The sequence below is a fragment of the Pseudomonadota bacterium genome (assembly GCA_039815145.1).
Lineage (GTDB): Bacteria > Pseudomonadota > Gammaproteobacteria > Steroidobacterales > JBCBZW01 > JBCBZW01.
The window spans coordinates 89,782-104,065 of record JBCBZW010000004.1 but is presented as its reverse complement, the minus strand read 5'-3'; the positions used below and the strand labels follow the sequence as shown (position 1 = coordinate 104,065).

The following is a 14,284-nucleotide window of genomic DNA, read 5'->3' as shown; positions in this document are numbered from 1 at the left end:
CGCTGATCGGCGCGCACGGAGAGCTTTACCTCGCCGTCCAAGACGGTGCTGAGCAAGTCGTGGGTCACGGCCAGCTGCGTGCGCTGGTCGTGATAGCGCAGCAAGGCCTTGTCCTCGCGCATACGTCGGCTGCGTCCGCCCGCGAGGAGCAATCCGTGTAAGGGGGCCACAACGCCCATTACACCGTCTCTCCCGTACGCTCGAAGTCGCGCTTACCGCCCGCCTTGGCCATCAGCTTCACCTCGTGCAATACGATGTCGTGGGACAGCGCCTTGCACATGTCGTACACGGTCAAGGCGGCCACGCTGGCGCCGGTCAGGGCCTCCATCTCCACCCCGGTGCGGCCGCTGACACCCACGTGGCATTCGATCCGCACTTCCCGCGACGCCTCGTCGAGATCGATGTGCACCTTGCAGTTCTCGAGCGCCAAAGGGTGGCAGAAGGGGATGAGTTCGTGGGTTCGCTTGGCGGCCATCACCCCGGCGATGATCGCCGTATCGAACACCGGGCCCTTCTTGGTGCGCCCCCCGCCCGCCTGCAAGGCCTCCACCACGGCGGGCGGCAAGGCCACGCGAGCGAGCGCCGTCGCCGTGCGACGGGTGACCTGCTTGTCGCCTACGTCGACCATTGTGGGCCGGCCAGCCGCGTCCACATGACTCAGAGATTGCGAGGGGTCGGACACTGATCGTGCACTGCGGAGAACAATGCGTCAGTTTACCCGGGCGAATGTGACAGGCACTAGTGATCCTACGGACGATTCGCGGCTGATAGACTCAGACTTAAGTCAAAACCGCCGCCCCTGGCCCGACGCAGGACGCCCATTTCGATGACCACCGCCGCCCACGATCCCGCCCTCGACGGGATAGATGGCGCCAGGAGCGCTGATCCCGAAGGACTGCTGCTCGCCCTGCGCCGGCACTTTCCAGACAGCGACGACGTCATCACCGGCGAGGAAGCCCTGCGCCCCTTCGAGTGCGACGGGCTCAGCATGTACCGCGAAGCGCCGCTCTGCGCGGTCTTGCCGACCAGCGCCGAGATGGCCGCCGAGGTACTGCGCCTCTGCCACCGCCACGGCGTCCCCGTGGTCACGCGGGGTGCTGGCACGGGCCTGTCGGGCGGCGCCCTGCCGATGCGCCACGCCGTGCTGCTGGTCATGTCGCGCATGAACCGCATCGTCCAGATCGATGAGAAGAACCTCACGGCACGGGTGCAGCCGGGCGTGACCAACCGCGCCATCTCCGAGGCGGTGGCCCACCTCGGCCTTTACTACGCGCCAGACCCCTCCTCCCAGATCGCCTGCACCATCGGCGGCAACGTGGCGGAGAACTCCGGCGGCGTGCATTGCCTGAAGTACGGCCTGACGGTGCACAACGTGCTCGCCGCACAGATGCTCACCGTCGACGGAGAGTCGATCGGCCTGGGGCACCGCGCCCTCGATGGTCCGGGCTACGATCTGCTCGCCCTCGCCCACGGCTCCGAGGGCATGCTCGGCGTGGTCACGGAAGTCACCGTGCGCCTGCTGCCGGCGCCGCCAGAGCGAACTGTCTTGTTAGCCAGCTTCGATGAGGTAACGGTGGCAGCGGAGGCAGTCGCCCGGGTCATCGCCGCCGGTGTCCTACCCGCGGGCCTCGAGATGATGGACCAGGCGGCCATCTGCGCCGCGGAGGACTTCGTGCACGCCGGCTACCCGCGCGGTGCCGCCGCCATCCTGCTATGCGAACTCGACGGCAGCACGGCGGAGGTCGAACATGATGCGGAAGCGGTCAGCGTGCTCTTGCACGAAGCGGGTGCGACCGCGGTAAGGCGCGCCCGTGACGAGGACGAGCAGGCACGCTTCTGGTCGGGTCGCAAGGCCGCGTTCCCCGCCGTCGGCCGTATCGCCAACGACTACTACTGCATGGATGGCACCATCCCGCGCCGCGCCCTGGCCGATGTGCTGGCGCACATTCAGCAACTCGCCGAGCGCCACGACCTTCGCGTCGCAAACGTCTTTCACGCCGGCGACGGCAACCTGCACCCGCTGATCCTCTTCGACGCCAACGAGGCGGGCGAACTCGAGCGCGCGGAAGCGTTCGGCAGCGATATCCTCGCCGCCTGCGTCGAGGCCGGCGGCACCATCACGGGCGAGCACGGCGTCGGGCGGGAGAAGATCAACGAGATGTGCCTGCAGTTCAGGGAAGCCGAGCTGTCCCAGTTTCACGCCGTCAAGCGCGCCCTCGATCCCGATGGCTTGCTCAACCCCGGCAAGGCCGTACCCACCCTCGCCCGTTGCGCCGAGTTCGGCGCAATGCACGTGCACGGCGGCAATCTGCCCCACCCCGAGTTGGAACGCTTCTGACGGTGCCCACGCCAGAGCACGATCACACCGAGGCGCTGGTGGACGCGGTGCGTCTGGCCGCCCGCCGCCGCGAACCTCTTCGCATCGTGGGCGGCGACAGCAAGCGATTCCTGGGTCGTCGCACGCCCTACGCGCAGGAGCTCAGCACACGCGAGCACTGCGGCGTGGTGACCTACCAACCGGAAGAGCTGGTGTTGACCGCCCGCGCCGGCACGCCGCTCGCGCACATCACCGAGCACCTGGCTGCCCACGGCCAACACCTGCCCTTCGATCCGCCCCAGCTCGGCCCCGGCACCACCTTTGGCGGCGCCATCGCGAGCGGCCTGTCCGGCCCTGCCCGGCCCTTCGTGGGCGCCACCCGCGACTTCGTCCTCGGTATCCGCATGATCAACGGTCGGGGCCAGGTGCTACGCTTCGGCGGTGAGGTGATGAAGAACGTTGCCGGCTACGACCTATCAAGACTGCTCACGGGCGCCTTCGGCACGCTTGGCGTGCTCCTGGACATCTCGGTCAAGGTGCTGCCCGCGCCTGCACACGTTCGCACCATTTGCGCCTACATGAGCGCGCGCGAGGCGATCGACTGCTTCACGAGACTCCGCGCCAGGGCCTTACCCGTGACGGGCGCCATGTGGCACGACGGCGAGCTGTCCGTGCGACTCGCGGGCAGCGAACGCGCCGTGGAGGCAGGAGAGACCACCCTACGAGCGCTCATCCCCGACACCGAAATAGCTAATACTAACGATCGCTGGACCGCCCTGCGCGACCTCAACGGCCGCACCTTCAAGCGGTCGCCGGAACAAGGCTTGTACCGACTGTCGGTGGCGCCGGCGTCGCGCCCGGTCGACTTGCCCGGCACCTGCGTGATCGACTGGGCCGGTGCTCAACGGTGGTTGATAACGGACGAGCCGATCAGTCTCATTCGTAACGAGGCGGCAGCGCTCGGCGGTCACGCCACGCGCTATCACGGGCCCGGCGCGACGGCGCAGTCACCGCCCGAGGAGAGCGTAGAAGATGCCTTCCATCCCCTGCCGCCGGCCACCTACGCCCTCCACCGACGCCTGAAGGCGGCCTTCGACCCGCACGGCGTGCTCAACGCCGGTCGACTCTACCCAGGGATTTGAAAGGGATCTGAACCCGATGCAGACCGCTATCGACGAGCATCTCCTCCCTCCCCACGCACGCGCCCAGGCCGATGCAGCGCTGCGCAAGTGCGTGCACTGCGGCTTCTGCAACGCCACCTGCCCCACCTATCAACTCACGGGGAACGAGCTCGACGGCCCCCGCGGGCGCATCTATTTGATCAAGCAAGCCTTGGAAGGCAACGCGCCCACGCAGGTGACCCAGCGCCACCTCGACCGCTGCCTCACCTGCACCGCCTGCGAAAGCACCTGTCCGTCCGGCGTTCCCTACCACACGCTGCTCGGCATCGGCCGCGAGCTCGTCGACGAGCAGGTAGCACGCCCAGGCTCCGGCGGCTTGAAGCGCAAACTGATCCGGACCATCGCCTCGCGCACCTGGCTCTTTCGACTGGCCGTGTGGCTCGGGCGGCGCCTGCGCGCCGTGCTTCCAACCGCCTTGCGCGCTGCCGTGCCCACGCAAGGGAAGCCCCTGCGGCCCTCGCCCGAAGGCGCAGCATTACGGGCGGAGACAGACGCTCCGACAGCCGTCCTGCTGCGCGGCTGCGTGCACCCCGTGCTGGCACCCGCCACCCATGAGGCGGCGACCCGCGTGCTGACCCGCCTTGGCACCAAGGTGATCTCCGCGCGCGAGGTGGGCTGCTGTGGTGCGCTCCATCACCATTTCGGCGATGCCAAAGGTGCCCGACGACGCGTCCAACGCAATGTCAGTCGACTGGCTCGCCTAATGGATGAAAAAGGTGTCGAGTCGATCGTGACGACGGCCAGCGGCTGCAGCGCCTTCATGCGCGACTACCCATCGCTCCTCGCCGACCCGCACACGGGCGCTATCCCCGCCGAGGCGCAGCGCGTAGCCGACGCCCTGCGCGACATCGCGCAGGTGCTGCCCCCCGAAGCGCTGGCCGCCCTCACTACCGCCGAGGCCACGAGCCGGCGCGGACCGCAACTGCATTGCCCATGCACGCTGGAGCACGGCTTGGGCTTGAGCAGTCGCGTGCGGGAAGTGCTGCAGGCCGTGGGTCTGGATGCGAAGGCGGACCCGCACGCGGGCGCCTGCTGCGGATCCGCGGGCGCCTGGTCGGTGCTGGAACCGGAGATGGCACACCGCCTCGGCGAGCGCCGTGCAGGCCAGCTCGACGCGGACGACCCCGACCTCATCCTGTCCGCCAACGTGGGCTGCCAGCAGCACCTATCCCGCCACACGGACACCCCCGTGCGGCACTGGATCGAAGAGGTCGAGGCGCGTACGCGATAGTGCCCTGAGTTGTCGTTGAGTAATGCGCACGGGAGTTTTCGTTCCTGAGCGCGGCGCGACGACGAGCGTGGCAGGCCCCGCGACACTCAACGAACTCCCAACTCAGGGCACTAGATCGTCGCGCGGTAGGTCGGTAGCACGCGTCCCCCGTGCTGCTGCTCGAAGGCGTACGCCAGACGCAGGAGCAACGGCTCGGACCAAGCGCCCGCGAACAGGGAGATGCCGATCGGCAAGCCGTGCACTGCACCCGCTGGCACGGTGATGTTGGGGTAGCCGGCCCGCGCCGCGGCGCTCGAACTGCTGATCCCCACCCAGTTATCCCCGTTCACCCAATCCGTGGTCCACGCGGGTCCGTTGGTGGGCGCCACGATCGCATCCAGGTGGTGCTCACCCAGCGCCGCGTCGATACCCTCATCGCGGCTCATGCGCCGCACCTTGGCCAGGGCCTCCAGGTAAGCGGGATCCTCCACCCCGGCGGTGGCCTCTGAGGCGATCATGATGTCCTGGCCGAACCAGGGCATCTCCTGCTCGGCATGGGCCTCGTTGAAGGCGATCACCTCGGCCAGGGTCTTCGGCCCATCGCCGTCACGGGTAGCGAGGTAGCGCTTGAGACCATCCTTGAACTCGCTCTTCAGCACCTGATAGGACGCTTCGCCATAGTCATTCCAGTTCTCGATATCAACCGGGTCGATCAGCTCAGCACCGGCGGCACGCAAGGAGTCGAGGGCCCGCTCGTAGACCGCATCAACGCCCTCGTGGCGACCGTTCCAGCGCCGCATCACGCCGATCCGCGCACCGCGCAGACCATCGCGGTCGAGGAACTGCGTGTAGTCGCTGTGCGCGTGATCGGCCGCGGCGCTGGTCGCTGGGTCGCGTGGATCAACGCCCGCGACGCCGCCCAGTATCACGGCAGCACCGGTCACGTCGGTGGTCATCGGGCCGGCCGTATCCTGGGTGGCGGAGATCGGCACGATGCCGGCGCGGCTTACCAGCCCCACGGTCGGCTTTAAGCCGACGATGCCGCAGGTACCCGCCGGGCACACGATCGACCCGTTGGTCTCCGTCCCGATCGCGCCCGCGCAGAGGCCGGCCGCCACCGCAGCGCCGGAGCCGGAGCTCGAGCCACAGGGGTTGCGGCTGAGCACGTGCGGATTGCGGGTCTGACCGCCGCGCCCGCTCCAGCCGCTCGAGGAGCGCTCCGAGCGGAAGTTCGCCCATTCGCTCAAGTTCGTCTTGCCGAGAATCAGGGCACCGGCCGCCTCCAGCCGTTCGGCCACGGTGGAGGCGCGCCCGGGCATGCAATCCATCAACGCCAGGGAACCCGCGGTGGTCAACATCCCCGCACTCAGGGCACCGGCCGTGTCCAGGTTGTCCTTGAGCATGAGGGGCATGCCGTGCAGGGGACCCACATCGAGACCGCCCTGGCGCTGGCTATCGCGGGCGGCGGCGAAGGAGCGCACCTGCCTGTTCGTCTCGAGCACGGCGCGCAGGGTGGGGCCAGCGCTATCGAGGTTGTCGATGCGAGCGAGGTAGGCCTCCACGATGGACGCGCAGGAATGGCGTCCGCTATCCATCCACTCACGCAGTTGCATCAGGTGAGCCGAGGCCAGGGCCTGCACCGGCGGAGGCGTGCGCTTGGTGCCGTAGGGGGTGGCGGCAAGGGTCCGCGAACCGGCCATCGCCGCGGTGCTGGCGATCGCCAGGCGAATGAAGTCGCGTCTGTCCACGTCGATTCTCCTCGAGAGCTCGCGAGCCGACGAATTCGACCCCCTACTCACTCGATGGTAGTCCGAGCGGAGGCGCGACGCGCGGTGGTTAGCTCAAGGAGTGCCGGTCATGGCGAAGACGGTGGCGGCAAGGTGTTGGCGCTGGCTAGGGGATTACCTAGGAAAGCTCGCTAGGGCTGCAGGGCCTGCAGGGCGCCCACGCGTCGCAACCAAGGATCGCCACTCGCCAGCAGCGGGCGCACCGCCGTCGCGGCTTCGCCGGCCGCTGCACGGCCATCGAAGAGCCCGAGCACGACGGCATAGCGCACCGTGCCGCCGGCCTGGTAGGCCACCACGTACAGGGTGTCGTCCAGCTGCGCGCGGAGCTTGTCCGCGAAGCCCTCGGCGGTCTGCGCCGTGGACATGCTCGCCAGTTGCAGCACCCACGCTTGCGGCGAGGCCTCCTCGAAGTCCGAGGCGGCGCTGACCATCGCGGGCGCGCTTTGCGCAGGAACAGCGGTGGGCGCGGGGGCCGGGGTCGTCGGCGGCGGTGTCGGTGTCGGTGACGACCTGACCACGCGCGCCACGGGCGCCGGCTCAGCGATCGCGTCCCGAGGCTCTATGGGGGGTGCGACCACGTTCGCGGGCCGCGCCGTGCGTACCGCACCCGCGGTCGTCGTGGTACTGACCGATGACTCGCTCGGCTCGCGCCGCTGGCGACGCAGTTCGGCGAGCTTGACGACGGCGCCTTCCTCGCCGGCGGCGGCTGCTCGGCGCAAGAGGTCCTCGGCGCGATCGGTGTCGACATCCACCCCCCGCCCCGACATCAGCAACGACGCCAGGTTGTACTGGGCCTTGGGGTAGTTCTGCTCGGCGGCGCGCGCGAACCAGCTTGCCGCCTCCGCGTAGTCCCTCGGCACGCCGTTGCCGGTGGCGTAGAGCACACCGAGGCCGTGTTCCGCCCGCGCCAGGCCACGCCGTGCGGCGGCTTGGTAGAGCTCGTAGGCCTTGCCGTAATCCTGTGGCAGCCCCTTACCCGTGTGGTAGAGCAGGCCGAGATCGTACTGGGATTCCGGCAGTCCGCCGTCGGCTGCCTCGCGCCACCAGCGCGCGGCCTTGCCGTAATCCTGTGCCAGGCCGTCGCCGGCGTAGAACTTGGTCGCCAGGTTGTGGCGGAACTCCAGGTCCATTCCAGGCGCCGCCTGCTCGTAGAGCTCGGCGGCCGTCCCGGCCGAGCGCTCGACCCCTTGGCCGAACTCGTACATCAGCGCCAGGGTGGCTTGGGCGCCTGCGTCACCTGCGTCCGATAAGGGACGTAGCAGGTCCAGCGCGAGCTTGTAGTCGCCGCGGCGCCAGGCCGCGCGAGCGTCATCCAGGGGGTCGGCATGAGTGGTCCCCGCGCTTAGCACCAACAGCGTGGCGAGGAGGGCGGGTATCAAACCGGGGGCAGTAGCAGCGAATCGCGTCATTTTTAATTATCGGTAGATCAGTGAGTCTTGCGATATCCAGGTCCTGTTCGTCGACTTGCAGCCGGCGACGGAGCTGACGGGCGGGCGGTAGTGTAACGCCACGGGCAGCTCCGACGCCCGTGTTGCCGTTTCCCGCCTCAGCCTCGATCGAGATCTCGACGCCTGGCGAGGCGTCCATGGAGTCGACGCCCACCCGCCCGCGAGCTCCCAACCCTCTGCTAGGCTTGGCCGCTTCCCTCATCACCGCAACCTGCTCAAATCCCTATGAGTCACCGTCTCCTGATCGCCCTCGTGCTCCTGTTGCCCCTCGGCGTCGCCCACAGCGACGCGATTCGCCAGACCAAAGGCGACTTCTACGACGCCTTCCGCCAGCTGGGCGTCGACCTGCCGACGGCCAACGTCTACCGCACGGCCTCCGGCGCCCCCGGGCGAGAGTACTGGCAGCAACGCGCCGACTATCGCATCGACGTGGCGCTGGACGAGAAGGCCCGGCGCATCACCGGCGTGGTGGAGATCACCTATCACAACAATTCGCCAGACCGCTTGCGCTACCTATGGCTACAGCTGGATCAGAACCGCTTCGCCAGGGACTCCCTCGAGGCGCGCTCGAAGACCGCCGCCGACGCGGCGGGGCGCAACACCTGGCGCGACGCGCAGGGTGAGGGCAAGGACGTACTGAGCTACAAGGCGATCGCTCAGCATCAGAATCGCCAGGACGTCGAATACGGCTTCGAACTCGGTGCCGTCACTGACGGCACGGGCAACGCCCTTGCGCACACGGTGGTCGACACGATGATGCGCGTGGACCTGCCGACCCCCTTGGCGAGCGGCGAGCGCACGGTGCTGCGCATCGAGTTCGCCTTCAACGTGCTGCTGGAGATTCTCAACGACTCGCGCGGCGGCTACGAGCACTTCCCCGAGACGGATACGGCCCTCTACTTCCTCGCCCAGTGGTATCCCCGCGTGGCGGCCTACACGGACTACGCCGGCTGGCAGCACAAGCAGTTCCTCGGCCGCGGCGAGTTCACCCTCGAATTCGGCGACTTCGAGGTGGCCATCACCGTGCCCGCCAACCACATCGTGTCCTCCACCGGTGAGCTGCAGAACCCGGATGAGGTGCTGAGCGCCACCCAGCGCGAGCGCCTGGCCAAGGCGCGCACGAGCGAAGCCGAACCCGTGTTCATCGTGACGCCCGAGGAGGCGCTGGCGAACGAGAAGACCCGCAGCGCCAAGACCAAGACCTGGGTGTTCCAGGCCGAGAGCGTGCGCGACTTCGCTTGGTCGAGCTCGAGCAAGTACGTCTGGGATGCGATGTCCCACCGCCAACCGGGCGCCACCTACGACAACGTGCTCGCCATGTCCTTCTACCCCAACGAGGCCGGCAGGATCTGGGCGGACTACTCCACCCACGCGGTCAAGCACACGATGGAGGTCTACTCACGCTTCTCCTTCGACTACCCCTACCCCAGCGCTCAGTCCGTGAACACCTGGAAGAGCGGGGGCATGGAGTATCCGATGATCACCTTCAATGGCTATCGGGAAGATGAGGTGGACGCCGACCCCGAGGACCTGGTGGACGACGCGCGCAAGAGCACCTATTCGCGCAAGACCAAGTACGGCCTGATCGGCGTCATCATCCACGAGATCGGTCACATCTACTTTCCGATGACGGTGAACTCCGACGAGCGCCAATGGACCTGGATGGACGAGGGCATCAACAGCTTCCTCGACTACATGGCGGCGTGGGAGTGGGAGGAGAACTACCCCGCCTACCGCCCTAACCACGTGAACGTGCTCGACTACGTCACCGACTATATGACCAGCGAAGACCAGGTGCCGATCATGACCAACTCTGATTCGGTGCTGCACCTGGGCCCCAATGCCTACACCAAGCCGACGGCGGCACTGGTGGTGCTGCGCGAAACCGTGATGGGCCGCAAGCTGTTCGACTTCGCCTTCAAGGAGTACTCCCGCCGCTGGCGCTTCAAGCGCCCGACCCCCGCAGATTTCTTCCGCACGATGGAAGACGCCTCGGGCGTGGATCTCGATTGGTTCTGGCGTGGGTGGTTCTACTCGACGGACCACGTGGACGTGGCCATCCGCGACGTGCGCGAGTATCAGATCTCCAGCACCAACCCGGATATGGAAGGCCCCCTCGCCCGCGCCGAGCGGGAGCGCGAGGTACCCGAAGCGCTCGGCCAGCGTCGCAACCGCGAGGAAGGTCGAGCCACCTACCTCCAACGCCACCCCGAGCTCGCCGACTTCTACAACGAGAACGACGAGTTCACGCCCACCAACAAGGCGCGCAACGATCACGCCGACCTGCTCGATGGCTTAGAGGACTGGGAGTACGAGGCCCTGCGCCGCGCCGTCGCCGAAGGGCAGTTCATCTACTTCGTCGACTTCGACAACCTGGGCGGTCTGCCCACGCCCCTGCCCCTGGAGATCACCAACGCCGACGGCACGAGCGAATCGCTGATGCTGCCGGCGGAGATCTGGCGCCGCGACATCGCCAGCGTGACCAAGCTGCTGATCCGCGAACAAGCGATCAGCGCTGTCGCCCTGGACCCCCAGCACCAGACCGCGGACGCGGATTTCGCCAACAACCACTTCCCCCGACGCATCGAGCGCTCGCGTATTGAGCTGTATAAGTCGGAGAACGACACCCGTGACCTCATGCGCGAGACCCTGGACAAGCTCCGCGAGCGCAAGGCGGGTGAGGACGGCAAGGTGCGCACGGTGCCGCTGACCGGCGCACCGTGAATAGGACGCTGGCGCGCCGCGCGCGGGACGGGCTACTCGCCGTCCTCGCGCTGGCCAGCATCGGCGCTGCCGACGCCCACCGCGGTCCGGGCAGCGTGACCCGCATCGTGTGGAACCCCCGGAGCGAGCTCACGGAGATCACCCATCGCCTGCACGTGCACGACGCCGCCGTGGGGGTGGCCCAGGTCGAGGGCATCGAACGCCTCGACTTCGCCAGCCTCGAGGATCGGGCGCGTGCCGCGCTGTACGTCGAGGGCCGCTTCGCCGTGCAACTCGACGGCGAAACGCTAACCTTACGCACCCTGGGGGCGGAGCTGCGCGATGACTACTTGCTCATCTACCAGGAGTCGGATCGCCGCCTGAGCGACGGCACCCTACGGGTGGCCAACGATATCCTGCGCGATGCCTTCACCGAGCAGATCAATGAGGTGAACGTGCATCTGCCCGTGGGCGTGCGCACGCTTCGCTTCACTGGCGACGATAGCTGGCACGGACTGGCGAAGCACTGAGCGACCTCTGGGCGAGCGCTCACGACGACTCGCCAGCGCCCCCGCGCCCCTTGCGCCGCGCTTGCTTGGCTACGGCACGGCGCTCGCGCTTCTCCGTCTCCTTCTGCTCGCGGACTTCCTGCCGCGCTCGCGCCTCGGGCGACTGGGCGATGGCGTTGAGGCTCTCCAGCACATCTACCTCGCCCTCGGCGAGCAGGGTGTCGAAGTTGTCTCGGCACACGATCCAGGTGGCCCCGATCACCGCCAGCAACACCACGCCCATGAGCAAGGCGTAGGTGAGCACATCCGCTAGATCCCCCAACCAGTCCGGTGGGTACCAGCCGGTCACGGCACCGATCAGGGCGCTCGCGATGGGGCCTACGATGCCGATCTCGACGAACAGCAACACCATGACCCACATCGTGACCTGGAAGACGAACAGGCGCACGGCGAGGTCCCAAAGGGCCCGCAGCCACTTGCGCCGGTAGCACAGGGTGGCCATGGCCACGGCGTAGGCGGCAGCCACGGCCAGCATGTCCGCGAGCAAGCGCACCACGGCGTCGGCCACTTCCAGGGGCTCGGGCGATGCACCGAGGAGTCCCGGTAGGCTCACCGCACCGCGCCAGGCCTGCGCCAGAACCAGCACGAGTATCGCCGGCCCGATGGAGGCGGCCAGCCAGGGAAAGTCGCCGGAGTCCGCCTGGTCCGAACGGAACAAGTAGCGTCGAATCAGCGCCGCCTGCGCCGCGCCTAGCAAGGCGGCCGCGGGGTTCACGACACCGTCCAGGTCTATCGAGGGCATGAGCAAGGCCAACAGTTCGCCGGCCAGCACGCCGAAGACCGCCAGCGCCAGCAAATTTCGCCGCGGCGCCGAGCCGAATACGAGCTGCAGGCGTCCCTGGGTGCGCTGCTCGCCAGACACGAGCTCGCGCACCGTCGGCACCATGTCGCCCAAGCCATCCCGCGCCACCGAGCGCAGCCACTTCAAATCGTACATGGGTCTAGTCTAGCGACGGATTTCGATCCCGGTAATGCAATCCTCTGACCGCAGTGCGCACTGATCGACAGTTCGCGGAACGGACATAACCGAGACTTGGGCGTTCCGTTGTAAGCCGACGAGAGATCAGCTGACATGGCCGCTCACGCACCCGCCACCCCAAGCCACGACGCGCACGATTCATCCCAACTGGGCACCGTCCTGCGCGAAGTGTCCAATCAAGCCACGCTTCTCAGCACCGAGATCGTGGACATCTCCGCCAACGTCGCCACCGTCAGTGGTCAGGTGGTTGAGCAGGCCTCCCTGTTCTCGCGCCTGGGCCAGGACGCGGACGAGATGGCCCAGGTCAACCAGCAGATCACCGCGGCGGCCGAGGCGGCCCGGAGCGTCTCCAGCCGTACCTCCGCCAAGGTCGAAGAGTCGCGAGGGCAGGTGGACAGCGCCGTGAAGACGATCCACGAACTGGTCGAGGGCGTCAGTCGCGTCGGCGATCAGCTGGAGGGGATCAAGAAGACGCTCTCGGGCGTCACCAGCGTCGCCGCCGAGATCGATCGCATCGCCCGCCAGACCAACCTACTGGCGATCAACGCCTCCGTGGAGGCGGCCCGTGCCGGCGAGGCGGGGCGTGGCTTTGCGGTCGTGGCCGGCGAGGTGAAGGCCTTGGCCACGCAAACCTCGGAGGCCACCGCCGATATCGACAAGACCCTGCGCGGTCTCGCCTCCCAGTTCGAATCCCTGATCGCCGAGGGCAGCAAGAGCACCCACGCGGCTGAAGAGGTTCGCTCAGGCACCACCGCCATCAGCGAACTCGTGGTCACCGTGGACACGGCGATGGGCGAGCTGGGCGAGCAGGCCGATAGCATCGACACCGCTGCCGAGCGCATCGGGCAGCAGGTCACCCACATGCAGGACGCCTTCCGCGGCATGGTGGGCAAGGTCAACGACGCGAGCGCGGCGCTCAGCGACACGTCCACGCGCGTGGACAAGCTCATCAACGTCGGCGAGACCGTGGTTGGCCTCACCGCGACCAGCGGCATCGACACGCCGGATACGGAGTTCGTTCACCTGGCCCAGCGCACCGCGGCCCAGATCGCCCAGCTCTTCGAGCAAGCGCTCGACAGCGGACAGCTCACGATGGAGAGCCTGTTCGATCGGGAGTATCGACCGATCCCCTCCACCAATCCCGAGCAGGTGATGACCAAGTACGTCGACTTCACCGATCGCCATCTGCCGGCGATTCAGGAACCACTGCTGGACAACACCAAGATCCTGTTCTGCGCCGCGGTGGACGGCAACGGCTACCTGCCCACGCACAACAACAAGTTCTCCCAGCCACAGGGCTCGGATGTGGCGTGGAACACGGCTAACTGTCGCAATCGCCGCATCTTCGACGACCGCGTCGGGCTCGCCGCGGGACGCAACCGTGCGCCACAACTCGTGCAGACCTACCGGCGCGACATGGGGGGCGGCCAGTACGTGATGATGAAGGACATCTCCGCGCCGATCGTCATTCGCAACCGCCACTGGGGCGGGTTTCGCATCGGGGTGAAGGTCTGAGGTCGGGCAGACGCTCTGCCTCGCCTACGCAACCGCAGGACTCTCATCATGTCGCTCGTCACCGCCTGCCGTCATCTGCTGATCGCGAGCGTAGCCAACATCTTCGCTTGGTCGGGCATCGCCCACGCCAGTGACAACGTAACGATCACGATCAGCCCCGTTCTTCCCGATCGCACCCTCGCCCGCGCGGGGGGCGAGCCCGTGACTTCGGTCGTCACCATGCTAGGTGAGACGGTCATGCTCACGATCACCAACGGTCGGGACTTCACCCTTGCCGGCCTCGGCGGGTTGGCGGGCACACGCCTGGACGAAATGCCCACCGATGGCGATGTGGTGCACATCACGCCTGAGCCCAAGGAGAGCGAGGATGGCTACGTGCTACGCATTCAGACCTCGCGCTGGCGTAACGGCCAGGTGCGCGTGTTCAGCAGCACCGTGGGCGCCAGTGCCGGCGAGTGGGTTCGCCTGTGGGGTCGAAGCCAAGCGCCGGACGCGCGCAAGGTGCAGCGCTTCAGCGCGGGCATGCGCGAGGAGTCGCTCTACGTGATGGTGGAGCCGTGAGCCACGCTCGCACG

Annotated in this window: 12 protein-coding genes; 7 read left to right on the top strand and 5 right to left on the bottom strand. The window is 67.5% G+C overall.

Translation table 11 applies throughout. The annotated features are described in order from the left end of the window. Together AAF184_02730 and moaC are read right to left on the bottom strand one after the other, a co-directional pair. Positions 1–179: NTP transferase domain-containing protein (locus AAF184_02730; GenBank protein MEO0421222.1), on the bottom strand; the 179-nt coding region annotated here is incomplete at its 3' end. Continuing rightward, positions 179–682, bottom strand: coding sequence for a cyclic pyranopterin monophosphate synthase MoaC (gene moaC, locus AAF184_02725; GenBank protein ID MEO0421221.1), 504 nt, complete (start codon positions 680–682; stop codon positions 179–181). The genes moaC and AAF184_02730, both read right to left, overlap by 1 nt. 144 nt (positions 683–826) lie before the next feature. On the opposite strand from moaC, the gene AAF184_02720 reads away from it, so the two are divergent. The 3 genes from AAF184_02720 to glcF are packed head-to-tail and all read left to right on the top strand — an operon-like array spanning position 827 to position 4,729. After that, the gene (locus AAF184_02720; GenBank protein MEO0421220.1) at positions 827–2,338 is read left to right on the top strand and encodes an FAD-linked oxidase C-terminal domain-containing protein; all 1,512 of its coding nucleotides are present in this window, start codon (positions 827–829) and stop codon (positions 2,336–2,338) included. Positions 2,339–2,340: 2 nt separating this feature from the next. Then, entirely contained in the window at positions 2,341–3,459 is a 1,119-nt protein-coding gene (glcE, locus tag AAF184_02715; GenBank protein ID MEO0421219.1) for a glycolate oxidase subunit GlcE, read from the top strand. A 16-nt stretch (positions 3,460–3,475) separates the two neighbouring features. Further along, complete coding sequence (gene glcF, locus AAF184_02710; protein MEO0421218.1) at positions 3,476–4,729, top strand: glycolate oxidase subunit GlcF; 1,254 nt, start codon at positions 3,476–3,478, stop codon at positions 4,727–4,729. A 110-nt stretch (positions 4,730–4,839) separates the two neighbouring features. Here glcF and AAF184_02705 read toward each other — a convergent pair whose 3' ends face one another. Together AAF184_02705 and AAF184_02700 are read right to left on the bottom strand one after the other, a co-directional pair. After that, positions 4,840–6,456, bottom strand: coding sequence for an amidase (locus AAF184_02705; protein MEO0421217.1), 1,617 nt, complete (start codon positions 6,454–6,456; stop codon positions 4,840–4,842). A 170-nt stretch (positions 6,457–6,626) separates the two neighbouring features. After that, entirely contained in the window at positions 6,627–7,904 is a 1,278-nt protein-coding gene (locus AAF184_02700) for an SPOR domain-containing protein (GenBank protein MEO0421216.1), read from the bottom strand. A 264-nt stretch (positions 7,905–8,168) separates the two neighbouring features. On the opposite strand from AAF184_02700, the gene AAF184_02695 reads away from it, so the two are divergent. Both AAF184_02695 and AAF184_02690 read left to right on the top strand, forming a co-directional pair. Continuing rightward, the gene (locus tag AAF184_02695) at positions 8,169–10,667 is read left to right on the top strand and encodes a M1 family metallopeptidase (GenBank protein ID MEO0421215.1); all 2,499 of its coding nucleotides are present in this window, start codon (positions 8,169–8,171) and stop codon (positions 10,665–10,667) included. Continuing rightward, a complete protein-coding gene (locus AAF184_02690; GenBank protein ID MEO0421214.1) occupies positions 10,664–11,176 on the top strand; it encodes a DUF6702 family protein in 513 nt (170 codons plus the stop codon). Before AAF184_02695 ends, AAF184_02690 begins: the two co-directional genes overlap by 4 nt. Before the next feature lie 19 nt (positions 11,177–11,195). Here the strand turns inward: AAF184_02690 and AAF184_02685 are convergent, their stop codons facing one another. Beyond that, positions 11,196–12,152, bottom strand: coding sequence for a hypothetical protein (locus AAF184_02685; protein ID MEO0421213.1), 957 nt, complete (start codon positions 12,150–12,152; stop codon positions 11,196–11,198). A 135-nt stretch (positions 12,153–12,287) separates the two neighbouring features. Here AAF184_02685 and AAF184_02680 point away from each other — a divergent pair, with 135 nt between their 5' ends. Continuing rightward, positions 12,288–13,709 carry a methyl-accepting chemotaxis protein gene (locus AAF184_02680; GenBank protein ID MEO0421212.1) on the top strand — a complete coding sequence of 474 codons (1,422 nt, stop codon included), beginning with the start codon at positions 12,288–12,290 and terminating at the stop codon, positions 13,707–13,709. Between the two features lie 48 nt (positions 13,710–13,757). Continuing rightward, positions 13,758–14,270 carry a hypothetical protein gene (locus AAF184_02675; GenBank protein ID MEO0421211.1) on the top strand — a complete coding sequence of 171 codons (513 nt, stop codon included), beginning with the start codon at positions 13,758–13,760 and terminating at the stop codon, positions 14,268–14,270. Positions 14,271–14,284: the final 14 nt, after the last annotated feature.

Excerpts from the sequence above, each read along its gene's own strand:
- AAF184_02680 (MEO0421212.1), top strand. The coding sequence starts at position 12,288 with ATGGCCGCTCACGCACCCGCCACCCCAAGCCACGACGCGCACGATTCA.
- AAF184_02720 (MEO0421220.1), top strand. The coding sequence starts at position 827 with ATGACCACCGCCGCCCACGATCCCGCCCTCGACGGGATAGATGGCGCC.
- glcF (MEO0421218.1), top strand. The coding sequence starts at position 3,476 with ATGCAGACCGCTATCGACGAGCATCTCCTCCCTCCCCACGCACGCGCC.
- AAF184_02700 (MEO0421216.1), bottom strand. The coding sequence starts at position 7,904 with ATGACGCGATTCGCTGCTACTGCCCCCGGTTTGATACCCGCCCTCCTC.
- AAF184_02695 (MEO0421215.1), top strand. The coding sequence starts at position 8,169 with ATGAGTCACCGTCTCCTGATCGCCCTCGTGCTCCTGTTGCCCCTCGGC.
- AAF184_02675 (MEO0421211.1), top strand. The coding sequence starts at position 13,758 with ATGTCGCTCGTCACCGCCTGCCGTCATCTGCTGATCGCGAGCGTAGCC.
- AAF184_02685 (MEO0421213.1), bottom strand. The coding sequence starts at position 12,152 with ATGTACGATTTGAAGTGGCTGCGCTCGGTGGCGCGGGATGGCTTGGGC.